A 24,088-nucleotide genomic window follows, 5' to 3' on the forward strand; every position below is an offset into this window, starting at 1 on the left:
TTAAATTTACCACTTAAGCTCGGCAGTGGTTGCCAACAAAATAATTACAGGATGAAGCTGATAGCTAGGCTGGTACAAGCGATGCCCAAGGCTGCGCCAATCAGTACGTCCGTTAAAAAGTGCACACCGAGCAGGATTCGAGAGCCTGCAATCGCAGTTGCCCACACCAAGCTAAAGAGGTACAAGCTCGGATAGAAATGCCCGATTAGGGTCGCCATAACAAAAGCAGCAGCGGAATGCCCTGAAGGCAGACTGTATTTATCGGATGGCACAATATGAGAGTGAAGTAGTGAAGAGAATTCAGCTGGTCGACGGCGCTTGAGGGTATTTTTAGCAAACCAGTAAATAGGCAGTTCGATTGCGAAGGCGGTTAAACCCACCAAAAGAAAGTCTCGACCGGTGTTGCTATCGACCAGCAGTGCAATCAAGGCAATCAAAACATAAAGGTGTCCATCTCCAGTATGAGACACCGCTTTACTGAGCGTTGCATGTTGCCCGCCATAGCGGTTGTTTAAACAGAAAACAGAAAATGCCACATCCCAGCGGACAATAGGTTCGATAGTACGCATACGATCTCCTTAACAATCCTTATTCAGTTAAGGCTCAAGTTATGCTCAACAAATGACAGTTAAGTGACATTTTGAATGAACTAAAATGAAATTTCCCATGCTTGATAGGCTGGTCAATGGATCAAGTCAGGATGGCGATAGAAGCGACCGATAAAAATAAAGCGACCCAAGGCCGCTTTATTCTTCTATGTTTTCAATTCTTTATATAAGCAAGCAAACGCTACTTCTATCGTGTTAATGGTTATAGCGTTCGCTAATGATAATAGAGCTCGCAAATAATTAAACGCTAAAGGCTATAGCGCTAGTGGCTCGTGCTTTTTAACCAAACCGAAATCCGCCAATATCGCGTAAGCAGCAGGGGTCATAAACAGCACCAGTAAGGTCGAGGCAAATATGCCGAATACGATCGAAATAACCAATGGCTGGATAACCTGAGCCTGTAAGCTGGTTTCCGTCAACAGCGGTAGCAAACCTGCCGCAGTCGTCATTGAGGTCAAGAATACCGCTCGGAAACGCTCGCGACTGGCTTTCACCACCGAGTCATGCACGCTATCTCCCTCATCGACATGGTGACGAATGTACTGCACCAACAAGATGGAATCATTAACCACAATTCCGGCAAGCGACACAAAGCCCATCATGCTTGGCATACTCAAAGAATGGCCAAGTATCCAGTGACCAACGACCACCCCAATAAAAGCGAGTGGAATCGCTAACATCACGACCACAGGCTCTAAATAGCTTCTGAACTGATAGCTAAGAATCGCAAACACGCCGAATAAGCCGAGCAAGAATCCTTTGCCCATCGAAGCGCCAGTCTTGGCTGCATCCTTGGCCTCCCCTTCGAAATCAAAGCGTAAACCCGGGTACTTCTGAATAAGTTTGGCGGCTTCATCTTTTTGGAACTGAGCCAAAATCGCGGATGAACTCGCTTTCTTATTATCAATATCACCAAAGATACTGATGGTTCTCAGCCCATCAATACGCTGAATTCGCACGTAGTTACGCTGGAAATCTAATGTCGCCAACGTTGCTAGCGGGATCTGACTGCCGTCTGCGGTAATGATTGGGAAGTTAGCTAGCTGCTGTAAATCACCCGCTTGTTCTTTATCAAGACGAACTTCAATCGAGATATTCTCAACACCGATTTGAATCTCATCCGCTGTCTGACCAAAGAAAGCCGCACGTAATTGGGAAGCGATCATCTGTCCATTCACATTGTAGGTCTCAGCGCCCGGGCGCAGCTTAACCAAAATCTCTTCTTTACCCATGCGCATATCATCAAGCACGCCGTGCACCCCATCGAACTGATTAAGGTACTCCTGAATATCCAAAGAAGCGGATTTCAATGCGCTCAGGTCATCGTGTTTGGCGCGGATTTCAATAGCACGACCGCCCGGCCCCATAGTCGGTTGCTTGAACACCAATGAAATAGGATCCGCTAAATCGCCAATATCCTCTCGCCACGCATCAATGAAATCATCGATAACCGTATTACGACTCTCTGCTCCGCGTAAATCTAAGCGCACTGTGGCTAAGTGCGGGCCGGATTCATTGGCATCGGCGTTAGCATTGAATTGGCTAGTTATGTGCTCGACCAGTGTATTGCCTTCTTCAACCTCTTCGCTCCATTGCTTGTTCAAACGCTCAGCAGACGCGACAATTTTGTCGACCACTTTCTCGGTTTGAGACAGTGATGCGCCCGGCGGAAGAATAATACGCGCCTCGGCAATATCACCATCCAGCTCTGGGAAAGGTTGAAACTTAACAACACCACCAGCAATCAAGGCGACTGAAAGCAACAACAGCGTAATCACTCCGCCCATAAAGGCGTAGCGGAAGGTCACGACTTTCTCAACCATGTTCATCAAAGTGGTATTACGGAAGTTCTCAAACTTCTCAAGCAACACCACTTTAAAGCGCAGCGCTGGCTTGTCATTTTTTTCTTTGTGTAATGAATGAGATAGGTGATTAGGTAGAATCAGGAAGGCTTCAATCAAGCTCAACGACAGCACCAAAATCAATACTTGAGGAACGGCCTTAAGCACAGCGCCCATCTCGCCATCAAGAAACAGTAAGCTACCGAAAATACACACCGTGGTTAAGAAAGAAGACAGTACTCCGGGAAGCACTTTCTTAACGCCGTTGTACACCGCATCATCGACGCTTTGTCCCCTATCTAAGTGGGAGGCTATCGATTCGGCTATCACGATGGCGTCATCCATCATAATACCGATTGCCATTAACAACCCGACCAGCGACATAATGTTGATCGACAAACCAAGGTTGGCCATTAAGAACAAGCCACCAAGGAAGGCCACTGGCAACCCTGCCGCCACCCAAAATGAATAACGTAAGCTGAAGAACAGCCACATGGTGGCGAACACCAGCACAATACCTTGCCAGCCATTGCTCACCATCATGGTTAGACGATCCCAAAGCACAGATGAGAGATCGTTGGTCATTTGTAGTGTCACGCCATCAGGAGCAATCGCGCTTTGATCTTCAACGAATCGTGTTACGTTCTCTTTGATTCGCAGCGCATCGTCTTCTTTGTTCTTACTGATCTTAAGCAGCGCTGAAGGCTTGCCATCAAATAGCACCTTTTGCTCATCAAGCTCAAAGCGGTCGGTTATTTTGGCTATGTCTCTCAAACGAATCACCGAGCCATTAGGCGCAGATCCAACCACGATGCTTTCCAGCTCAACAGGCGTAACTCGTCTCTCGTCGAAACGAATCAGAAAGTTTTTGTCTGGTGTTTCAACGTTACCACTCGGCAGTTTTACATTCTGTCGACCAATTTGATCCGCGATATCACCGACACTCAAACCCAACTGACGAATAGCTTGGGTATCCAGTTCCACTCGATATTGATGATCCGAGAAGCCGCTAACCTCGACCAAAGAGACATCGTAATCAAGCTTCATGGTGCGCTTAAGATCTTCCGCGTAGGCCTTAAGTTCTGGCCACGACGTTTCGGCTGTTATAGCGATATCGACAACCGGTTCATTCCAATCTAGCTCTTGAACAACAGGCGATTCAATCTCAGTTGGGAAATCATTGATCGAGTTGATCTGGGTTTGCACATCCACCAGCATTCGGCCGATGTCCGCTTTTTCATTTAACTTTAGAATTAAACGAGCGCTGCCTTCGATGGCTTCACACTGAGTTTCTTCAATGTTGGCTAAGCCGTCTACTGCATCTTCCATTCGCACACACAAGCTCTCTTCCACTTCTTGTGGAGAGGCGCCGGGATAAACAATCGCAGCCATAATGTAAGGCGGATCGTAAGCGGGGAAGGTTTCACGTTTGATGGTTGATAGTGAGCTTATACCCAAGATCAACAACCCAAGCATCAACAAGTTTGCTGCTGTTGGGTGCCGAGAGAAAAACTTGATCATGACGCACTCTCCTGAGTATCTGATTCAAGCTCAGCCTCTTCAGAGTTGGACTCTCTCAGTAACATGCCTTCTATTGCTGGCAGGACATCATTGAGAACCAGTTTATCTCCAGTTTGTAGCTCTCCACTCACAACCACTTGATTGTCTCTGCGATAAAGCACTTCAACATTGACCACTTGCAAACGCTGGTTGTCATCCATCAGGTAAACCTTATCACCATGCAGTGCTCGCTCTGGAACCACCCAACTTAGATTGGCGACACCCTCAATCTCAGCTTTGACAAACATACCGTTAACCAAAGGCGTCGCGCTGTCTGGTTGCAATTGTGAGTAATCTTGAGCGATCTCGAGAATAATCCCCGCCGTCGCTTGGTTTTCATCAACTGTTTCGCTGATTCTTGCCACCTTCGCTGGCCAACTGAGGTTCAGGTTGCCGCTGTTAAGTTGAATGCTTGCTTTGATTGGCGCTTCATAAGGATTAGGGATTCCTGCAGCATCGCGAGGAAATTGGTTAAAGCTGGAGGCTAAAGTTTGCATATCGTGAATAGAAAGTTGCGCCTCTACTTCCATGACATTAATCCCGTGAGCAATAAACATCTCCTGCTGAAGGTTTACTACTTGATTTTGTTCGATATCAACCTGAGCAATTCGCATCGCTCTTGGCAAAGTGATCGTGGTCTTATCGAGAGAGCGCTGCGCCTCTTTTACCTTAGACACGTTGACCTTAATCACCGCTTCCGCAACACGCTTTTCATCTGGCATCAACGCGATTTGGTTCGCGATATCTAATACCAACTTCTGCTGAGACAATGCGCTTTGTTGTTGCAGGTCGACATCCGATTGAGAGGTGAGCCCTTTCTTACGCAGATCCTGTTTACGTTGTAGCTCTTTATTGCTGATCACCAAACGATTCTTTTCGATCTTAAGAGTCTGATTAAGGTTGTCTTCTTCTTGATTCAATTTCGCTAATGAGGTTTGGCTTGATTTTAGATCCGCCTCTGCTTGTATCAGTTTCAATTCGTAATCCAATGGATCAACCTTGAGCACGACCGTTCCTGCAGGGATCACCTGGCCTTTTTCAAGATCTGGATGTCGATACACGATCTGTCCTGTCACCTCAGCGATCGCTTTCCATTCAACTTTAGGCACCACTTTGCCAAAGCCGACCGCTAACGGCGCTATCAGTTGTTGTTCTAGGCTCACAGTATCAACTAAGCGAGCCCTATCACCCGCAGGTTTGGTTGGAAGATCCGGCTTCAAGTTAATCGCGGCGACAAGGCCAATCACACCAACCGCAAGTGCTGGAAAGAAGAGTAGTTTTTTATTTATTTTCATTATCTTTGGTCCTGCACGGAAGAAGGGCTCGGTGCGTTAATAAAGCCTTCAGTCATCAATTGAATGTTGTGTTCGATTAAACGATTAAGAAATTCTTCATTAATCTCAATCCCATGAATTGCCAATAAAGGCGGCGGAGCGATGAAAGGAAACACCATCAAGCTTACATACGAAATACGGCACAATTTTGGATCCATGTTCTGTTTTAAGATGCCTTGTTCAACCAACTTTTCAAAAATGACATCTTGGGCTGGCTTTGCAACATCGAGGAAAACCTTTTCGAGCAACTCTCTTTGCACTTCAGAGGGAGGCATATTCATCACTTGGGCTATCAAGCGAGGAAACTTCGGCACTTTGACCATCTCTTTGTAGTAAGTCCTCATTAAATCAAGAAAGTTCTCATGACTGCTTTCATCAACGAGTCTCTGCATCTGCAATTGCATCGGTCGTAGCGTTTCACGCAGCATCGCCTCAAACAATCCGGCTTTACTGCCAAAGTAATAGCGGATCATCGCAATATTCACACCCGCACGCTCAGCAATCAGGCGCGTCGAGACCTTGTCGTACGGTTGAACCACGAACAGATCTCGAGCGTGCTCAATGAGTAACTGCCGTACATCTAGATTCTGTTGAGGTCGCCCTGCTTTACGCGCTGCCATCACTGAGACCTATCCCTATAATTAATCACACGATTAATTATAGGGATAAATCGACATGGTTGTAGAAGATTAATTACTCACTATTTAATCAAATGATTAATTAATTTAGCCACCCTTTTAATTTTATTGGTGAATCGTTCCATCAAAAAGATTTACTACAAAGTTTTAACCTACACATCAGCCAAACGATAAACTAACCGCCCAGTACAAAACACTCAATCAGCTGATAACACCAGCAAACAACACGCAAGCAGCACAAACCAAAAAAAAACACCGCCAAAGCACGCTGATATTGGATTTTCTTGTTTGACGCTCAGAATAAATTGCGGTAAATATGGTGTTAACAGTTTATTTACGGATATTTGTGTAATGATTTTTTCTTCTTCTCGACTGCTGAAACTTCTCCTTATCGTGAACCAATCGCGCGGGTAAGTTGTGGGTCAAGAACTACACAAATATTAAAACCCGCGCTGAGCGGGTTTTTTTGTAACTGGCACTTTTAAAAGAACATCATTCTTAATAATAATTTGGATAGCAATCGATTCATTATCGATATAAGGAAGCACCCATGAACGATCAAGTGATAATTTTTGACACGACCTTACGTGATGGCGAGCAAGCGTTGGCTGCAAGCTTAACGGTAAAAGAGAAATTACAGATCGCTTATGCACTTGAACGACTGGGTGTAGATGTTATTGAAGCGGGCTTTCCGGTGTCATCACCAGGCGACTTTGAGTCAGTACAAACCATCGCAAAAAATATTAAAGACAGCCGAATCTGTGCACTTTCTCGTGCTGTAGCGAAGGATATCGATGCCGCTGCAGAAGCGTTAAAAGTCGCTGAGCAGTTCCGTATTCACACCTTCATATCTACATCAACGGTTCACGTGCAAGATAAATTACGCCGTAGCTACGACGATGTTGTCGATATGGCAGTAAAAGCGGTAAAGCATGCGCGCAACTACACAGACGATGTTGAGTTCTCTTGTGAAGATGCCGGTCGTACACCTATCGACAACCTATGTCGTATGGTTGAAGCGGCAATCAACGCGGGCGCGAAAACCATCAACATTCCAGACACAGTGGGCTACACAGTACCTAACGAGTTTGGTGGCATTATCAAAACGCTATTTGATCGCGTTCCAAACATCGACCAAGCAATCATCTCTGTTCACTGTCACGATGACTTAGGCATGTCGGTTGCTAACTCAATCGCAGCGGTACAAGCAGGTGCTCGCCAAGTTGAAGGTACCATTAACGGCATTGGTGAACGCGCGGGTAACTGTTCTTTAGAAGAGATCGCAATGATCATCAAGACTCGTCAAGAGTTATTAGGTGTTCATACCGGCCTAGATCACCAAGAGATCCACCGTACCAGTAAATTGGTGAGCCAGCTTTGCCACATGCCGATTCAAGACAACAAAGCAATCGTTGGTGCTAACGCATTCAGTCACTCTTCAGGTATCCACCAAGATGGCATGCTAAAGAACAAGAACACTTACGAGATCATGACACCTGAGTCTATTGGCTTGAAAAACAAAGCATTGAACCTAACAAGCCGCAGTGGTCGTGCAGCCGTTAAGAGCCACATGGACGCAATGGGCTACAAAGACAATGAGTACAACCTAGATTCATTGTACGAAGACTTTTTGAAACTGGCTGACCGTAAAGGCCAAGTATTCGATTACGACCTAGAAGCACTAATGCACTTCGCAAATCTACGTGACGAAGATGACTTCTATAAACTTAACTACCTAAGCGTACAATCTGGTAGTGTTATGTCTACCACTAGCATCAAGCTGCAATGTGGTGATGAAGAGAAATGCGAAGCGGCTGTCGGTAACGGACCTGTTGATGCTTTATACCAATGTATCTACCGCTTAACAGGTTACGAAATTGCATTGGATAAATTCGACCTTACCGCGAAAGGTGAAGGCGAAGATGGCTTAGGCCAAGCTGATATTATTGCGAACTACAAAGGCCGCAAGTACCACGGTACAGGCGTTTCAACGGATATCGTTGAGGCCTCTGGTCAGGCGCTACTGCACGTTATTAATAGCATTCAACGCGCAGACACCATTGCTGAAATGAAACAGCAAAGAATCGCAACAGTTTAAACACCCAATAACAGAGCCCTAGAGCCGATGTTATTGGCTTTAGGGACAAAATTTAAAACGAGCGAAAGAGCTCAGTAACAAGAATTAAAGGATTAACATGACTGATAAATCATACAAGATTGCCGTACTACCTGGTGATGGCATTGGCCCAGAAGTAATGCAGCAAGCACACAAAGTGCTAGACGCGATTGAAAAGAAGCATGCGATTAGCTTTTCTCGTGAAGAGTATGATGTTGGTGGTATCGCAATTGATAACCACGGCTGTCCACTTCCAGAAGCGACAGTAACAGGCTGTGAAGAATCTGACGCAGTACTATTTGGCTCGGTTGGCGGTCCTAAATGGGAACACCTTCCACCGAACGACCAACCAGAGCGTGGTGCCCTACTTCCTCTACGTAAACACTTCCAACTGTTCTGTAACCTACGTCCAGCTCAAATCCATAAAGGTCTAGAGTCTTTCTCTCCTTTACGTGCTGACATCTCAGGTAACGGTTTCGACATCGTGGTAGTCCGTGAGCTAACAGGCGGTATCTACTTCGGCCAACCTAAAGGCCGTGAAGGCGAAGGCGCAACTGAAAAAGCTTTTGATACAGAGGTTTACCACCGCTACGAAATCGAACGTATTGCAAAGATTGCGTTTGAATCGGCACGCCTACGTAACAAAAACGTTTACTCAATCGATAAAGCGAACGTTCTACAGAGCTCTATCCTATGGCGTGAAGTCGTTGAAGAGATCGCAAAAGATTACCCAGATGTAACGCTAAACCACATGTACATCGACAACGCGACCATGCAGCTAATCAAAGACCCATCTCAGTTTGACGTAATGCTATGTTCAAACATCTTTGGTGACATCATCTCTGATGAGTGCGCAATGATCACTGGCTCTATGGGTATGCTTCCTTCTGCAAGTTTAAATGAAAGCAACTTCGGCCTATACGAACCAGCAGGTGGCAGCGCACCAGATATCGCAGGTAAGAACATCGCAAACCCAGTCGCGCAAATCCTTTCTGCAGCCCTAATGCTTCGTTACAGCCTAGGCGAAGAAGCGGCAGCACAAGACATCGAAGCAGCGGTTTCTAAAGCACTTTCTGCAGGCGAGCTAACGGCAGACCTTGCTGGCAAAAACCAAGCGCTGACTACCTCTGAAATGGGTGACAAGATCGCTGAGTACATCTTAGCTTCATAAGCTAAAGGCTCCGATTAGAAGCAAGTACATAAGAATAATATCAAGCCAAGTCAGCGTAAACCGCATGACTTGGCTCGAAACAAACACTGGGACTGATGCTCCCAAGGAAGAAAAGCTATGTCGACAAACCAGCACGCAAAAACCTTATACGAAAAAGTTTATGACGCTCACGTTGCGGTTGCAGCGAAGGGCGAAACACCAATTCTTTATATCGATCGTCACTTAGTTCACGAAGTAACGTCACCTCAAGCCTTTGATGGCCTACGTGAGAAAGGCCGCAAAGTTCGCCAAGTTGGCAAGACTTTCGCGACCATGGATCACAACGTATCGACACAAACTAAAGACATCAACGCTTCTGGTGAGATGGCTCGTATCCAAATGGAAACGCTATCGAAGAACTGTGAAGAGTTTGGTGTCACGCTTTACGATCTAAACCACAAATACCAAGGTATTGTGCACGTAATGGGTCCTGAGCTAGGTATTACGCTACCGGGCATGACCATCGTATGTGGTGACTCGCACACGGCTACACACGGTGCATTTGGTTCACTAGCATTTGGTATCGGTACTTCAGAAGTGGAACACGTTCTAGCTACGCAAACGCTAAAACAAGCTCGCGCTAAAACCATGAAGATCGAAGTAAAAGGCAAGGTTACTCCTGGCATCACTGCAAAAGACATCGTGCTAGCGATCATCGGTAAAACAACGGCTGCTGGCGGTACTGGCTACGTAGTTGAATTCTGTGGTGAGGCAATTACCGACCTTACGATGGAAGGTCGTATGACAGTATGTAACATGGCAATCGAGCTTGGCGCTAAAGCAGGCTTAATCGCTCCAGATGCAACGACATACGAGTACATCAAAGGTCGTAAGTTCTCTCCAGAAGGCGAAGACCTAGAAGCAGCAATCGAATACTGGGATACGTTAAAAACCGATGCTGATGCAGAATTCGATGCAGTTGTTACATTAGAAGCGGCAGACATCAAACCACAAGTCACTTGGGGTACCAACCCAGGTCAGGTTATCTCAGTAGACACACCAATCCCTGCACCAGAAAGCTTCGCAGACCCTGTAGAAAAAGCATCAGCTGAAAAAGCGCTGGCTTACATGGGTCTTGAAGCCGGTAAATCTCTATCTGATTACAACGTAGATAAAGTGTTCGTGGGTTCTTGTACTAACTCTCGTATCGAAGACATGCGTGCAGCAGCAGCGGTAGCGAAAGGCCGTCAAGTAGCGAAACATGTTCAAGCGCTTATCGTTCCGGGTTCAGAGCAAGTTAAAGCACAAGCTGAGGCTGAAGGCCTAGATAAGATCTTCATCGAAGCAGGCTTTGAATGGCGTTTACCGGGTTGCTCTATGTGTCTTGCGATGAACAACGACCGTCTAGGTCCACAAGAGCGCTGTGCTTCTACATCAAACCGTAACTTTGAAGGTCGCCAAGGCCGTGATGGTCGTACGCACCTAGTTAGCCCAGCAATGGCAGCCGCAGCGGCTATCGCTGGTCACTTTGTCGATATTCGTGAACTTTAATTAGAGGATTTAACATGTCAGGTTTTCAACAACACACCGGATTAGTCGTTCCTCTAGATACGGCCAACATCGATACTGATGCGATCATTCCAAAGCAGTTTCTACAGAAAGTAAACCGCATCGGTTTTGGTAAGCACTTGTTCCACGATTGGCGCTTCCTAGACGATGCAGGCCAACAGCCAAACCCTGATTTTGTAATGAACGAAGCTCGCTACCAAGGCGCTTCAATTCTTTTAGCTCGTGAAAACTTCGGTTGTGGTTCATCTCGTGAACACGCACCGTGGGCGCTTGCCGATTACGGTATCCAAGTAATGATCGCACCAAGCTTTGCCGACATTTTCTACGGTAACTCGATCAACAACCAAATGGTGCCAGTTCGATTGACTGAGCAAGAAGTGGATGAGCTATTCCAATTCGTTGAAGCGAATGAAGGTGCAGAAATTACGGTTGATCTAGAAGCAATGAAAGTCAGCGCGAACGGCAAAGAGTACTCGTTTGAAATTGATGAGTTCCGTCGTCACTGCTTACTGAATGGTTTAGATAATATCGGCCTTACACTTCAACATGCCAATAAGATCTCAGAGTTTGAAGCTAAGATTCCTAGCTTCCTAAAATAATGAGACGTTTCTGAATAAATCTAAAGGTTGGCCAAGTGCCAACCTTTTTTATTTGGCTAAGCTTTTAACTTAACTTCATATGTTTATTTAAATGAAGAGCAATGAAAGAAAATGGTAAGCCTTAAGGTCTTAGTAGTCAGTCATCAGGAGAATGCCATGAAACAACTACTTTTTATTGTCAGCCTACTTTTCTCAACCTTAGCTTGGTCTGCGCCTAAATCCGATCTTTGGCCATACTGGAAGCAAAGCGACGAAACCAACCTAGAACAGGTATCTCATCAAAATTGGCAGCAATTCCTCGATAGCTACTTGGTTAAACAGGGGCAAAATACGTTAGTTCGCTATAAAGCAGTGAACACCGCCGATAAAACAAAGCTTAAACAATACATCAAGCAACTCGAACAGGTGAATCCGCTCGACTATTCAAAAGCGGAGCAGTATGCCTATTGGGTTAACCTATACAACGCCGTGACTGTCGATTTGATTCTTGATGCCTACCCGATCAAATCCATAACTAAACTTGGCGGACTATTTAGTTTCGGTCCGTGGGGAGATGATGTGGTAGTCGTTAATGGGAAATCACTGACACTCAATGACATTGAACACCGAATCCTAAGACCAATTTGGCAAGATCCTCGCACGCATTATGCCGTGAACTGTGCCAGCCTAGGTTGCCCTAACTTACAACCTGACGCTTTTACCTCTAAAAATACTGAAGCCTTGCTAGAGCAAGCTGCAACTGAGTTTGTAAGCAGTGACAAAGGCGTGATGGTTACAAACAATAAGCTTCAACTATCATCGATTTACGAATGGTTTGCTGTGGATTTTGGTACGAAGAAACAGCTTATTCAGCACTTAGAACAATATCGAATTGAAGCAGTAACCAATACTCAAAACATCAGTTATGAATACGATTGGTCGCTCAACCAAGCAAACTAGCTCTAAGGCTAAAGTTGATCACTAAAGTAAAAAAGAGGCGAGAGGTTTTTATTAACCTCTAGCCTCTTCTCAATTCTTTGACCGTATTTCTACAATTAAAAGCTTGAGCTCGGTTGCTGCAAGAACTCAATCTCTTCGGGAGTCGAAGCTCGCCCTAACACCTCATTACGGTGCGGATAGCGACCAAATCGCTCAATGATAACCTTGTGCTTAAACTCAAAGTCCAGATTATGCTCTAATCCCGTTTGAGAAAAGAGTTCCACGGCTTGTTCATGGACTAACAAAGATTCACTGTGCATATAAGGCATATACAGGAAGCTTTTCTGTTGCTCGTTAAGCTGGTGATCAAAACCACCCGCTACCGCCTCTTGGGCTAGAGCCAACGCCATCGGATCAGCAGAAAATGCTGTCGGACTTTTTCTACCAATATTTCGAGAAAACTGATCAAGTACGATAATCTCAGCCAATCGTCCTTGCGCAGTTTGGCGCCACTCAAATAGCTCGCCTTGAATGGCTGCTTTATGCAATTCAGAAAATCGAGACTCTATCAAAGTGTCAATCTCGGCGCCGCCAGTAAACCAACCTTTAGGCGTCAACTCATCGAACCAAAACTCTAGAACATCCTGATACGTTACCGTCATATAATTCCCTTTAATAAAAAACCGAGTAACTTTGTTATTACTCGGTTTAGTGTTCAATTACTTAAAACCTTTTACTTTCTTTATCAGGTCATAAGCATTCTGAATTTCTTGCGATTTCTCTTTCGCAACATTCATCATCTCAGGCGGTAAGCCCTTCGCCATCAGTTTATCTGGGTGATGTTCATTCATCAGCTTGCGGTAGGCTTTCTTCACCTCTTTACCGTCAGCACTTTCACTCACACCAAGAACCTTATATGCGTCGCCAAGTTGGTTCTGTTGCGAAGCCTGTTGCCAACCTGATGATTGCCCATGACCCTGATGGCCACCAAAGCTTCCACCTTGCTGTTGGAAACGGAACGCAGCTTCTTGCATCTGCAAGCGGCGTTCTAGTTGTGCTGCCGAAAACCCAAGCCCTTGCGCTATTTTATGCAGAACTTGACGTTCACTCGGGTGCAAACTTCCATCCGCAAATGCGGCAGATACCTGAAGCTCTAGAAAGAACTGCAGAAGATCAAAACGACCACCCGATGAGATTTTAACTCGCTCAAGTACGTCGTTCAGAGGGAAGTCGCTCTCTTTGCCGTCACGGAATGCATCTTGCGCTGCTTTACGCTGTTCGCCATGCAGGTTCATACGCTCCATCATGGTAGAAGCGAGTTGAATCTCTTCTGGCGTTACCTGCCCTTTCGCTTTAGCAACGTGCCCCATAACCGCAAAAGCGGATTTAAAAAACTCGTTCTGTCTTTCTGCTTGGCTTGGACCTCGACCAAAACCAGAGCTATTGAAGCCTGATTGGTTCAATCCGCGAGCTTTATCGAATTGGTGTCCTAAAAACAGACCAAAAACTAAACCGAGTGGCCCTCCAAATAAAAAGCCAAAAAACGCGCCCAAAATTTTGCCAAATATTTGCATTATGTGTTCTCTATCTATGAATTTTATCTGAGTAATGCTGTCTGATGATGCTGAATGCTATTATTTCCTTTATCATAAGGAAAATGCTTTATTAATTGGATTGATACTAGATCAACCCTTCATCTAGTGACACAGGATAGTTCAACTTCATGCAATCTTTTTCCCGCACCTTGTTAGCCGCGTCTATAAGTACGGCGTTATACGTGTCGACAACTCAAGCTGAAACAATCACCGATAGTAGTGTGCAGGAAATGCCCTCTATAGATCAATGCTTGATCGAGCCCGCTGCAGAAAACGAGACACAGCTACCCGCTCATGTTGAGTCAGATCGCTTAGAAGCTATCAATGGTGACAAGGCAATATACTCAGGTGACGTAGTCGTTACGCAAGGAAATAAGACCATCCTTGCAGATAACGTAACCCTGCACCAACAAGAAAATATCGTTGTAGCTGAAGGCAACGTAAACTTTAGTGATGGTCAAATCAAATCTATCTCAGACAGAGCGACCAATAATCTGACTACAGATGAAATGACGCTTGAGAACACCGATTACGAATTCCTTTGCGAGCCCGGTCGCGGAGATGCTGTTTATATAGCAAAAACAGGTAAAGCGGTTTATGAGATTGAAGATGGCTCCATTACCTCTTGCCCGATTGGCGATAATGCTTGGCGTCTAAGAGCATCGAGCATCAGTGTCGACCAAGACGAAGAACAAGCCACTTTTTATAATCCACGTTTTGAAATCCAAAGTGTTCCCGTCTTTTACTTACCTTACTTAACAGTACCGGTGGGTGATACACGTAAAACCGGTTTCTTGTACCCAACAGTTTCGTATGGTTCAAGCGATGGTTTTGAAGCTGAAATTCCTGTTTATTGGAACTTAGCACCAGACTACGATTTGGAAACTACCTTCAAGTACATGCAAGAGCGTGGCACTCAACTCAACAGTAAATTCAGATATTTAAGCGATTTTGGTTCCGGTAGTATCGAGTCTGAATATTTACCAGACGATCAAAAGTACACTGATCTAGGCGATCGTTGGGGTTTCCAACTAGAACATTCAGGAATATTCCAACAATCTTGGTTATTCGAAATTGATTACTCTAAAGTCAGTGATATTGACTACTTTTCGGACATGAGCTCAAATATCGGTAACCGTGAAGATGGACAACTGCTTCAAGAAGGGCAAGCAACATACCGTTCTCAAAATTGGGATGCGTCTGTACTTGTTCGAGACTTCCAAGTTCTTACCACCAGCAATAACTTGCCTTATCGTCTAATGCCACAACTCGAGTATAACTACTATGCTCCAGAGGTAATGGATTACCTAGATTTTGACTTAATCAGTCATATATCAATGTTCGATACCGACGCATCAGGCAAACCATCAGCCACTCGTGTTCACGTTGAACCTGGTATTACAATCCCAGTAGGTAACACTTGGGGCACTTGGACAACCGAAGCACGATTACTTGGTACATACTACCAACAGGATCTGAATGACATTGATAGTGAGTATGAAGATTTAGAGGAATCAGTAACACGTGTAATACCTGAGTTTAGAAGCCACGCAGGTATCGTTCTTGAACGTGATACAAAAATTGTAGGTAATTACACTCAAACACTCGAACCTCAAGTTCAGTACCTTTACGTGCCAGAAGAAGATCAAAGCGAAATTGGTCTTTACGATACAACACTACTACAGACTGATTACTATGGCTTATTCAGAAGCCGCAAATACAGTGGTGTAGACCGCATTGCGTCAGCAAATCAAATTAGCTATGGCGCATCATCTCGCTTTTTTGATGATGAGTACCGAGAGCGCTTAAACATATCTTTTGGTCAAATTTTCTATTTTGATAAAGATACAAAGCAAACTTTAGGCAACGAAGACTCCGCTGACAAAACTAATTATTCATCTTGGGCTATTGAAATGGACTTCAACTACGATGATTACCTTTTCTACCATGGCGGTGTGCAATACGACATTGATTCATCTTCGATGCAACTTGCTAACAGTACCATTGAGTACCGTTTTGCCGGCGGCTATATACAAACCAACTACCGCTACGTTACAGAAGAATATATTGAGGATAATGTAGGCGAAAGTATAAATGTTGGTTCAATAACTAGAGATGGTATCTCACAAGCAGGCTTACTTGGTGCTTACCAGATTTCGCGGAAGTGGAATGCCAGTGCTCAATATTTCTATGATTTAACCACACAAGAAAATCTAGAATGGTTGGCTCGCTTGAACTATAAATCGGATTGTTGGTATATCGGATTTACGTATAGTAACCAGCTGACAAATAACATTAGTGATCCAAATGTCACGCCTGAATATGAAAATAACTTTGGTGTGAATTTCGGTATTATCGGCTTTGGTACTAACTTAGGCTCTGATTCAGGCGCTGTTGGGGATAGCAGTTCTGATAACTCATTGAGCTACGGTCGCCCATTCTTCTTAAACAACTAATTTTCTTTACTGATAAGAAATCAGTAAATTTAAAGGATTACACATGACATTGTGGAAACGCACATTAATTGCTATTGCAGCGACTTGTACTTTATCAACAAGCTTTGCAGCACCGGTTGAGCTAGACAGCGTAAAAGTTATCGTTAACGAAGGCGTTATCTTACAAAGCGACATCGATGCTTCGATGAAGACACTGCGTGCCAACGCAAAAAAAAGCGGTCAAACACTGCCATCGCAAGATGTGCTCAATGAGCAAGTACTAGAAAAACTGATCATCGATACTATTCAAACTCAAGAAGCAGAACGTATCGGTGTTCGTATTGATGATGCTCGACTTGATCAAGCAATTGAAGGTATCGCTAAAGACAACAACCAAACGGTAGAACAACTTACCGCATCGGTTGCTGAAGAAGGCCTTAGCTACAATGCATTTCGAGAGCAAGTAAGAAAAGAGATTGCAGCAAGTGAAGCTCGTAACGCCTTAGTTCGTCGCCGTATCAATATTCTTCCTGCGGAAGTTGATAACCTAGCAGATATCTTAGCGCAAGAGACTAACGCGACCGTTCAATATAAAATTGGCCACATTCAACTGCGCTTTAATGATGACCAAACCAAAGAAGAGTTAGAAGCTCAAGCTACTGAACTGGTTGAAGAACTGAACTCAGGCAAAGATTTCAGCACCATGGCATATACTTACTCTAAGGGTCCTAAAGCGCTGCAAGGTGGTGATTGGGGTTGGATGCGTAAAGAAGAGATGCCAACCATTTTTGCTGACCAGATCAAAATGCAAAATAAAGGCAGCATCATCGGTCCTTTCCGTAGCGGTGTAGGTTTCCACATTCTAAAAATTGAAGATGTGAAAGGCTTAGAAACCGTAGCAGTAACGGAAGTGAATGCTCGTCATATATTGATTAAGCCAACCGTAATCTTGAGTGACGATGGCGCGAAAGAACAACTTGAAGAGATCACGCGCCGCGTAAACACAGGTGAAGCGAGCTTTGGCGACCTTGCACAGCAATACAGCCAAGATCCAGGTTCTGCAGTACAAGATGGTGAGCTAGGCTACCAAACACCAGATTTGTATGTACCAGAATTCAAACACCAAGTAGAAACGCTACCAGAAGGCAAAATCAGTGCGCCATTCAAAACCGTACACGGTTGGCACATTGTTGAAGTACTAGACCGTCGCGAAGTCGACCGTACCGATTCAGCTTTGAAAAACAAAGCTTACCAAATTCTATTTAACCGTAAATTCAACGAAGAAGCTGGTGCTTGGCTACAAGAAGTAAGAGCAAGTGCCTTTGTTGAGATGGTTGAGGACGACCAAGATGACAACAACTAAACGTATTGTCATAACCGCAGGTGAACCAGCAGGGATAGGCCCAGATTTAACTTTGGCTCTATCTCAAGAAAGTTGGCCTCATCAACTCGTGGTTTGTGCTGATAAAACACTGCTATCCGAGCGAGCTAAAATTCTTGGTATCGAAGTCGATCTTCTGGACTACGATGCAAATGCAGCTAAGCAACCGCAACGCGCTGGCACACTGGTAGTGAAACACGTTCCACTTGCTGAAACGGCAGTTGCAGGTCAACTCAATGAGGCTAATGGTCATTACGTATTAAATACTTTAGAAACCGCAGCAATTGGCTGTATGAATGATGAATTTGATGCTATTGTCACCGGCCCCGTTCACAAGGGTGTAATTAACCGAGCTGGCGTTGCTTTTAGCGGCCATACCGAGTTCTTTGCAGAGAAGTCCAATACACCACTGGTGGTGATGATGTTGGCAACTGAAGGGCTGCGTGTTGCGCTAGTAACAACGCACATCCCACTAGCTTATGTATCTCAAGCTGTGACCGAAGACAGATTAGAGCAAATTATTGCTATTCTAAATAAAGACTTGGTTGAAAAATTTGCTATTGAGAAACCAACTATCTATGTGTGTGGCTTGAATCCACATGCTGGTGAAGATGGTTGTTTAGGGCGTGAAGAGATTGAAACTATCACACCGACGCTAGAAAAAATTCGCCAAAAAGATGGCATCAATTTAGTTGGCCCATTGCCAGCAGACACCATCTTTAATGAAAAATATTTGCAAGATGCAGATGCTGTTTTAGGTATGTATCACGACCAAGTACTCCCGGTATTGAAATACAAAGGGTTTGGTCGCTCAGTGAACATCACGCTTGGCTTACCGTTTATTCGCACATCAGTCGACCACGGTACCGCCTTAGACTTGGCAGGGAAAGGCCAAGCCGATACAGGGAGCTTTAGAACAGCGCTCACGCACGCCATTGAATTAGTAGAGAAAAAGCAATGAGAAATGATGTCCACTTAGGGCACAAAGCGCGTAAACGTTTTGGTCAAAACTTCCTTAACGATCCATACATTATTGATGGCATCGTATCGAGTATTAACCCACTACCAGGTCAAAACTTGGTAGAGATCGGTCCTGGTCTAGGCGCAATTACTGAGCCTGTGGGTAAGCTTGTCGATAAATTTACTGTTATCGAATTGGATAGAGACCTTGCAGAACGTCTTCGTAACCATCCAGATCTTGCGGACAAGCTAACGATCCGTGAAGGCGATGCGATGAAGTTCGATTTCCAAGAACTGGTTAAGCCAAACAATAAGCTACGCATCTTTGGTAACTTGCCATATAACATCTCTACACCATTGATGTTCCACCTTTTTGAATTCCATAAAGACGTGCAAGACATGCACTTTATGCTTCAAAAAGAAGTGGTTAACCGTCTAGCTGCTGGCCCTGGCAGTAAAGCTTACGGTCGTCTTACTGTAATGGCTCAATACTACTGTAAAGTAACGCCTGTGTTAGAAGTTCCACCAACGGCCTTCGTTCCGCCACCGAAAGTAGACTCAGCAGTCGTGCGCCTACAGCCATACGAAGTGCTGCCTTATCCGGCAAAAGATCTGAAATGGCTAGATCGCGTCTGTCGTGAAGGCTTTAACCAACGTCGTAAAACAGTTCGTAACTGCTACAAGAGCTTAATCGATAAGGAAGTGCTTGAAGAGCTAGGTATCAACCCAAGCATGCGTCCTGAGAACTTAACACTCGAGCAGTTTGTCGACATGGCAAACTGGTTGTACGACAGTCATAACGCTGACAAATAAATAAAAAAGGCTCCTACACTTCGGTTAGGAGCCTTTTTTATGTAATACTTTAATTACATTAAGTATATCAACAACAAAAGGTGCGAATATGGATATATCTACGCCTTGTATCAAATGCCAGGTTCACTCTAAGTACATAGAAGAACAATCTGAGCCAACGAAGAATCGTTATGTCTTCGCCTACATTATTACCATCAAAAATCTAAGTAAAACAACGGTGCAACTTATGTCTCGCCGCTGGTTAATTACCGACTCTAACGGCAAGCAGCTCACCATTGAGGGTGATGGTGTAGTTGGCCAACAACCCGTGATTGAAGCCAACGACGAGTACACCTACACAAGTGGTACGGTCATCGAAACCCCTGTTGGCGTTATGCAAGGTCACTATGTGATGACCGATAACAAGGGCATTGATTTTATTACCGAAGTTGACCCATTCAGACTCGCAATCCCTAATATTCTTAATTAGCCGTACATCCGTATCTACAGGAAATTATTGTGTCGAATTACATTGTCGGAGACATCCAAGGGTGCTTCGACGAACTTCAAGGACTACTTGAAAAAATTAACTTTGATAAACACCAAGATACTTTATGGGTCGCCGGAGACTTAGTTGCTCGAGGCCCTAAATCATTGGAGACGTTACGCTTTATTCGTAACCTTGGTGACGCAGCTAAGGTTGTATTAGGCAACCACGACTTACATCTTCTGGCGGTGTCCTTAGGACTATTTCCAGCGAAACCAAAAGATAAGACTCAAGCGATTCTTGATGCTGAAGATCGTGAACTGCTAATCGAATGGTTAAGACAACAGCCTTTGCTTCAAGAACACCCAGAGTTCGTGATGTGCCATGCGGGTATCTCACCGCAGTGGAATCTAGAAAGAGCACGTGTTGAAAATCGAGAGATCGTATCCTTGTTAAAGTCCGATAAATGGCAATGGCTAATCGAAAACATGTACAGCAACGCGCCTGATTTATGGCATCAGGATTTACATGATATTGAGCGCTATCGCTATGCGATCAATAGCCTGACAAGAATGCGTTTCTGTTTTGAAGATGGCCGTCTCGACATGGCATGTAAGCTACCACCGAATGAGATTACCGATGAACCATTAGTGCCATGGTTTGACCTTCCGCAACGCATAAAGCTCGATAAAACCGTTGTTTTTGGACACTGGGCTGCGCTTGAAGGCTATAACGGAAAAGACGTAATTGGACTTGATACTGGATGCGTCTGGGGAGGTGAATTGACAATTCTTCGCTGGGAAGATAAACAGTTTTTCACTCAGAAAGCGCTATAAAGATACGAGAAACTTGCGCTACCTTGGTAGGGTAACGCAAGCATTTTTCAGAGACTAGCTATTGATAACCACAGTTAACGCTCGAGAATCACAAACTCCATGTTGTGTTTGTTTTTCTCGTCAGCTTGATAGCTCTCGTTAAAGCTCTGCTTCCAACCTTCACCCCAGTCAGGAAATTGTGTATCTCCATCGACGGCGAAATCGATGTAAGTCAGATACAACTTGTCCGCTTTAGGTAAGCAGCTCTCATAAATAGAGCCGCCACCAATGATCATCACCTCTTCAACATCACTGAGTAGCTCTAGAGCCTGTTCAATAGAAGTTACCGTCGTTACACCTTCAATCTTTAAACTCTCATCACGGCTGATTACGACATTCAACCGGCCCGGCAAAGGGCGTCCAATAGAATCGTAGGTCTTACGTCCCATCACGACTGGTTTACCCATAGTCGAGCGTTTAAACCATGCAAAATCCGCAGGTAAATGCCAAGGCATCTGATTGTCTTTACCAATTATACGGTTGTTTGCCATTGCCGCTATCATGCTGATGATCATAAATCGAAAGTCCTGTCCCTAAAAAGAAAATTAACGCTAAACGATAGGTCTACGGCGATAGAATAACAGCCCTGGCACAGCTAAGCCAACCGCCAACCCTGCGATAATGAACATCGATTTTAAAAAGTTCTCCATCAACATTGCCAACAACTCAGGCGTGTAGCCTGCCCTGTTAATCTCCACCATCGCAATCATCGCCTTGAAGGCGAACACACCTGGCACCATAGGAATTAGAGCTGCAACCGTAAACACCTTCGGATGTGCTAACAGTTTATGTGACCAATGAACCCCTATCATACCAACCACGGTTGCGGCGAAGAACGTCGCCCATTCGATTGGAATACCAAAGTGCATCATCAGATACCGGCTACCATGACCGATAGAACCACCGAGTGCACAATAAATTAAAGCACGTTGCGGAACGTTAAACACCAATGCAAACCCAACCGCAGGAATAGCGGCGAAAAACATATCGTTGAGCAGACCTAAAAACAGTTCGAAAATACTCATTAGCTTGCCCACCCCCAAACATCTGATAGACTCATCGCCGCGACAATGCCCAAGCTCGTCGCCAGAGTTAATAAGCTGGCCATGGTAAAGCGCGCTAACCCCATATTAATATGGCCTTTAAGCATATCAGCGACGGAGTTAATCAGAGGAAAACCAGGTACTAACATTAATACAGATGAAGCCATCACGATCGTGGGTTGGCCGCCAATATTGTAAAGTACGGCTTGAGCTGAAATGGTCGTGGTAACGAATGCTGTGATAGCAAAGTTTAATAGCGGATTGAAATGGCGGTGCCCAATCTCTTGCCTGACGATCATACCGCAAGCTGAAGCAATAAAAGTCATCATGAAGACTTGCCAGTCTCCGCCCGCAAGGTGGCTAAAAGAGGCGCACGACAACCCTATCATCACAACCACTAACCAACGGTTGTAGCGCTCGGGGCTGATGTTTTGAATCTTTTTATACGCCAAATCATAATCGAGAATTCCCTTCTCCATCATGATGCAAATGCGTTGAATGTCGGTGATAACCTGCATGTTAATGCCACGATCAGCACAACTTCGAGTAGTGGTAATACAGTGATCATCCATTACGGTAGTTACAACAAGCGCATTGGCTGACAGTGCGACTTCAACCTCATTCACCCCACAAGCAATACCGATGCGACGCATGATATCGCCGACCAGTGTGCTCTCTGCCCCGTGCGCCAATAACATTTGTCCTGATTGAGCGACGAGTCTTGAGATCGCTCTTTGCTTTGATGCCATGATTTCCTTCCCATAGGCGTTAATTATCTAAAGATAAATTTTGCATAAAAAACAGTAAGACGTCATGATTTAGATACAAAAAAACCGCAATTTTCATTGCGGTTTAATAAAACTATCAGTGTACTTGTAAGAAGCGACCGATGCGTTATGAGAAACTAAGAGGATTAGTCACGAACATAGATAACATGGCCGTCATCCTCTTCGTCATCCCAATCGTCCCAATCGTCGTCATCTTCAGTAACGACATTCTTACCGCTCATCGCATCTTTATGGTAGTCATCCCACATAAAGTCTACTTTTTCTTCTTCTTCAACTTCTACAACTTCACGAGGTAGGTTTTCCATAAACTCACCTAGTTTGAAGCAAAGATCTTTGGTGCCGATTTTATTCACAGCAGAGATCTTGAAGTACTCGCCTTCCCAGCCCAAAGCATCGATGATTTCTTGAATCTTTTCGTCTGCTTCGTCTTCTGGCATTAGGTCAACTTTATTGAACACTAACCAGCGAGGTTTTTGTGAAACTTTTTCACTGTATTGCTCAAGCTCATCGATGATCGTTAGTGCATTCTGAATAGGATCAGATTGATCGATCGGCATAATGTCGATCATATGCAGAAGAACACGACAACGCTCAAGGTGCTTAAGGAATCGGATACCAAGGCCAGCGCCATCAGCTGCGCCTTCGATTAGTCCTGGGATATCGGCAACAACGAAGCTCTTTTCAGGGACAACACTTACCACACCCAAGCTTGGGATCAAAGTAGTGAACGGGTAATCAGCCACTTTTGGTTTCGCAGCAGATACTGAACGAATAAAAGTAGATTTACCTGCGTTTGGTAGGCCAAGCATACCAACGTCAGCTAATAGAAGAAGCTCTAAACGCAGTTCACGAACTTCGCCTTTAGTACCCATTGTCTTTTGACGAGGAGCGCGGTTAACAGACGATTTAAAACGCGTGTTACCAAGACCGTGCCAACCACCTTTACCAACCATTACTTTCTTGCCGTGTTCAGCAACTTCAGCAACGATTTCGTTGGTGTGGATATCAACTGCACGCGTACCAACTGGTACTTTCAGCGTAATGTCTTTACCACGTTTACCAGTACAGTTACCGCCGCGACCATTCTCGCCACGCTCTGCATTGTAAAAACGTTGGAAACGGTAATCGATCAGTGTGTTTAAGTTCTCATCCGCTTGGATGTAAACATCACCGCCGTCACCACCGTCACCGCCATCAGGACCACCTTTAGCGACGAATTTTTCGCGCCAAAAGCTAACTGTACCATTACCGCCATCACCGGCTTCTATTTTTACTACCGCTTCATCAACGAATTTCATTTTTTAACTCCGCACTTACGTTGCGTTACCACTCATCAAGGAGTGATATAAATTCTAGCAGATCCGTGTTTAGATCGATCACCTAAGATCTAGGCCGACCT

General features: G+C 44.7%; 21 protein-coding genes. 11 read left to right on the forward strand and 10 right to left on the reverse strand.

From position 1 onward, the window contains the following. Positions 1–44: 44 nt before the first annotated feature. From AB6D93_RS16520 to AB6D93_RS16535, 4 genes are all read right to left on the reverse strand, one after another. On the reverse strand, positions 45–569 hold the full coding sequence (locus tag AB6D93_RS16520) for a phosphatase PAP2 family protein (protein WP_017062930.1): 525 nt from the start codon (positions 567–569) through the stop codon (positions 45–47). Between the two features lie 293 nt (positions 570–862). Then, positions 863–3,970 carry an efflux RND transporter permease subunit gene (locus AB6D93_RS16525; protein WP_102332758.1) on the reverse strand — a complete coding sequence of 1,036 codons (3,108 nt, stop codon included), beginning with the start codon at positions 3,968–3,970 and terminating at the stop codon, positions 863–865. After that, complete coding sequence (locus AB6D93_RS16530; protein WP_050053092.1) at positions 3,967–5,304, reverse strand: efflux RND transporter periplasmic adaptor subunit; 1,338 nt, start codon at positions 5,302–5,304, stop codon at positions 3,967–3,969. The genes AB6D93_RS16525 and AB6D93_RS16530 overlap by 4 nt, the downstream gene beginning before the upstream one ends. Further along, positions 5,304–5,963: a TetR/AcrR family transcriptional regulator gene (locus AB6D93_RS16535; RefSeq protein ID WP_102332757.1), complete on the reverse strand. Its 660-nt coding sequence runs from the start codon at positions 5,961–5,963 to the stop codon at positions 5,304–5,306. The genes AB6D93_RS16530 and AB6D93_RS16535 overlap by 1 nt, the downstream gene beginning before the upstream one ends. A 568-nt stretch (positions 5,964–6,531) precedes the next feature. On the opposite strand from AB6D93_RS16535, the gene leuA reads away from it, so the two are divergent. The 5 genes from leuA to AB6D93_RS16560 all read left to right on the forward strand — a co-directional run bounded on the left by leuA (position 6,532) and on the right by AB6D93_RS16560 (position 12,354). After that, the gene (gene leuA / locus AB6D93_RS16540) at positions 6,532–8,079 is read left to right on the forward strand and encodes a 2-isopropylmalate synthase (RefSeq protein ID WP_017066940.1); all 1,548 of its coding nucleotides are present in this window, start codon (positions 6,532–6,534) and stop codon (positions 8,077–8,079) included. Positions 8,080–8,176: 97 nt separating this feature from the next. Beyond that, entirely contained in the window at positions 8,177–9,268 is a 1,092-nt protein-coding gene (gene leuB / locus AB6D93_RS16545) for a 3-isopropylmalate dehydrogenase (RefSeq protein ID WP_017061390.1), read from the forward strand. Between the two features lie 117 nt (positions 9,269–9,385). Next, positions 9,386–10,798, forward strand: a complete 1,413-nt coding sequence (gene leuC, locus AB6D93_RS16550) for a 3-isopropylmalate dehydratase large subunit (RefSeq protein WP_017062936.1) — start codon at positions 9,386–9,388, stop codon at positions 10,796–10,798. Between the two features lie 14 nt (positions 10,799–10,812). Beyond that, on the forward strand, positions 10,813–11,415 hold the full coding sequence (gene leuD, locus AB6D93_RS16555; RefSeq protein ID WP_102332756.1) for a 3-isopropylmalate dehydratase small subunit: 603 nt from the start codon (positions 10,813–10,815) through the stop codon (positions 11,413–11,415). Positions 11,416–11,571: 156 nt separating this feature from the next. After that, a complete protein-coding gene (locus AB6D93_RS16560; RefSeq protein WP_102332755.1) occupies positions 11,572–12,354 on the forward strand; it encodes a DUF547 domain-containing protein in 783 nt (260 codons plus the stop codon). Positions 12,355–12,449: 95 nt separating this feature from the next. Here AB6D93_RS16560 and AB6D93_RS16565 read toward each other — a convergent pair whose 3' ends face one another. Further along, positions 12,450–12,995, reverse strand: coding sequence for a DUF924 family protein (locus AB6D93_RS16565; protein WP_102332754.1), 546 nt, complete (start codon positions 12,993–12,995; stop codon positions 12,450–12,452). A gap of 57 nt (positions 12,996–13,052) precedes the next feature. Then, positions 13,053–13,907 carry a co-chaperone DjlA gene (gene djlA / locus AB6D93_RS16570; RefSeq protein ID WP_017061385.1) on the reverse strand — a complete coding sequence of 285 codons (855 nt, stop codon included), beginning with the start codon at positions 13,905–13,907 and terminating at the stop codon, positions 13,053–13,055. A gap of 149 nt (positions 13,908–14,056) precedes the next feature. On the opposite strand from djlA, the gene lptD reads away from it, so the two are divergent. The 6 genes from lptD to AB6D93_RS16600 all read left to right on the forward strand — a co-directional run bounded on the left by lptD (position 14,057) and on the right by AB6D93_RS16600 (position 20,819). Next, a complete protein-coding gene (gene lptD / locus AB6D93_RS16575; protein WP_102332753.1) occupies positions 14,057–16,384 on the forward strand; it encodes an LPS assembly protein LptD in 2,328 nt (775 codons plus the stop codon). 43 nt (positions 16,385–16,427) lie between these two features. Then, entirely contained in the window at positions 16,428–17,726 is a 1,299-nt protein-coding gene (surA, locus tag AB6D93_RS16580) for a peptidylprolyl isomerase SurA (protein ID WP_065584690.1), read from the forward strand. Continuing rightward, the gene (gene pdxA / locus AB6D93_RS16585) at positions 17,713–18,705 is read left to right on the forward strand and encodes a 4-hydroxythreonine-4-phosphate dehydrogenase PdxA (RefSeq protein ID WP_017062941.1); all 993 of its coding nucleotides are present in this window, start codon (positions 17,713–17,715) and stop codon (positions 18,703–18,705) included. Before surA ends, pdxA begins: the two co-directional genes overlap by 14 nt. Next, positions 18,702–19,517, forward strand: coding sequence for a 16S rRNA (adenine(1518)-N(6)/adenine(1519)-N(6))-dimethyltransferase RsmA (gene rsmA, locus AB6D93_RS16590; RefSeq protein ID WP_017062942.1), 816 nt, complete (start codon positions 18,702–18,704; stop codon positions 19,515–19,517). Before pdxA ends, rsmA begins: the two co-directional genes overlap by 4 nt. A gap of 88 nt (positions 19,518–19,605) precedes the next feature. Continuing rightward, on the forward strand, positions 19,606–19,986 hold the full coding sequence (gene apaG / locus AB6D93_RS16595; protein ID WP_004735899.1) for a Co2+/Mg2+ efflux protein ApaG: 381 nt from the start codon (positions 19,606–19,608) through the stop codon (positions 19,984–19,986). A gap of 29 nt (positions 19,987–20,015) precedes the next feature. Then, positions 20,016–20,819, forward strand: a complete 804-nt coding sequence (locus AB6D93_RS16600) for a symmetrical bis(5'-nucleosyl)-tetraphosphatase (protein WP_017062943.1) — start codon at positions 20,016–20,018, stop codon at positions 20,817–20,819. A 74-nt stretch (positions 20,820–20,893) separates the two neighbouring features. Here the strand turns inward: AB6D93_RS16600 and folA are convergent, their stop codons facing one another. The 4 genes from folA to cgtA form a co-directional block, all read right to left on the reverse strand. After that, a complete protein-coding gene (gene folA / locus AB6D93_RS16605) occupies positions 20,894–21,373 on the reverse strand; it encodes a type 3 dihydrofolate reductase (RefSeq protein WP_017062944.1) in 480 nt (159 codons plus the stop codon). Positions 21,374–21,409: 36 nt separating this feature from the next. Further along, a complete protein-coding gene (locus AB6D93_RS16610) occupies positions 21,410–21,883 on the reverse strand; it encodes a threonine/serine exporter family protein (RefSeq protein WP_017062945.1) in 474 nt (157 codons plus the stop codon). Then, positions 21,883–22,650 carry a threonine/serine exporter ThrE family protein gene (locus tag AB6D93_RS16615; RefSeq protein WP_017061378.1) on the reverse strand — a complete coding sequence of 256 codons (768 nt, stop codon included), beginning with the start codon at positions 22,648–22,650 and terminating at the stop codon, positions 21,883–21,885. The genes AB6D93_RS16610 and AB6D93_RS16615 overlap by 1 nt, the downstream gene beginning before the upstream one ends. Before the next feature lie 164 nt (positions 22,651–22,814). After that, positions 22,815–23,987 (reverse strand): Obg family GTPase CgtA, encoded by a 1,173-nt coding sequence (cgtA, locus tag AB6D93_RS16620; RefSeq protein WP_017061377.1) that lies wholly within the window; start codon positions 23,985–23,987, stop codon positions 22,815–22,817. Positions 23,988–24,088: the final 101 nt, after the last annotated feature.

Source organism: Vibrio sp. 10N.247.310.23 (assembly GCF_041467155.1).
GTDB classification, from domain to species: Bacteria; Pseudomonadota; Gammaproteobacteria; order Enterobacterales; family Vibrionaceae; genus Vibrio; species Vibrio crassostreae_C.

Coding starts and splice junctions, on each gene's coding strand:
- AB6D93_RS16535 (WP_102332757.1), bottom strand. CDS start 5,963: ATGGCAGCGCGTAAAGCAGGGCGACCTCAACAGAATCTAGATGTACGG.
- AB6D93_RS16560 (WP_102332755.1), top strand. CDS start 11,572: ATGAAACAACTACTTTTTATTGTCAGCCTACTTTTCTCAACCTTAGCT.
- AB6D93_RS16565 (WP_102332754.1), bottom strand. CDS start 12,995: ATGACGGTAACGTATCAGGATGTTCTAGAGTTTTGGTTCGATGAGTTG.
- AB6D93_RS16615 (WP_017061378.1), bottom strand. CDS start 22,650: ATGGCATCAAAGCAAAGAGCGATCTCAAGACTCGTCGCTCAATCAGGA.
- pdxA (WP_017062941.1), top strand. CDS start 17,713: ATGACAACAACTAAACGTATTGTCATAACCGCAGGTGAACCAGCAGGG.
- leuA (WP_017066940.1), top strand. CDS start 6,532: ATGAACGATCAAGTGATAATTTTTGACACGACCTTACGTGATGGCGAG.
- apaG (WP_004735899.1), top strand. CDS start 19,606: ATGGATATATCTACGCCTTGTATCAAATGCCAGGTTCACTCTAAGTAC.
- AB6D93_RS16610 (WP_017062945.1), bottom strand. CDS start 21,883: ATGAGTATTTTCGAACTGTTTTTAGGTCTGCTCAACGATATGTTTTTC.
- AB6D93_RS16530 (WP_050053092.1), bottom strand. CDS start 5,304: ATGAAAATAAATAAAAAACTACTCTTCTTTCCAGCACTTGCGGTTGGT.
- AB6D93_RS16525 (WP_102332758.1), bottom strand. CDS start 3,970: ATGATCAAGTTTTTCTCTCGGCACCCAACAGCAGCAAACTTGTTGATG.
- AB6D93_RS16520 (WP_017062930.1), bottom strand. CDS start 569: ATGCGTACTATCGAACCTATTGTCCGCTGGGATGTGGCATTTTCTGTT.
- leuB (WP_017061390.1), top strand. CDS start 8,177: ATGACTGATAAATCATACAAGATTGCCGTACTACCTGGTGATGGCATT.
- leuC (WP_017062936.1), top strand. CDS start 9,386: ATGTCGACAAACCAGCACGCAAAAACCTTATACGAAAAAGTTTATGAC.
- djlA (WP_017061385.1), bottom strand. CDS start 13,907: ATGCAAATATTTGGCAAAATTTTGGGCGCGTTTTTTGGCTTTTTATTT.
- lptD (WP_102332753.1), top strand. CDS start 14,057: ATGCAATCTTTTTCCCGCACCTTGTTAGCCGCGTCTATAAGTACGGCG.
- cgtA (WP_017061377.1), bottom strand. CDS start 23,987: ATGAAATTCGTTGATGAAGCGGTAGTAAAAATAGAAGCCGGTGATGGC.
- surA (WP_065584690.1), top strand. CDS start 16,428: ATGACATTGTGGAAACGCACATTAATTGCTATTGCAGCGACTTGTACT.
- rsmA (WP_017062942.1), top strand. CDS start 18,702: ATGAGAAATGATGTCCACTTAGGGCACAAAGCGCGTAAACGTTTTGGT.
- folA (WP_017062944.1), bottom strand. CDS start 21,373: ATGATCATCAGCATGATAGCGGCAATGGCAAACAACCGTATAATTGGT.
- leuD (WP_102332756.1), top strand. CDS start 10,813: ATGTCAGGTTTTCAACAACACACCGGATTAGTCGTTCCTCTAGATACG.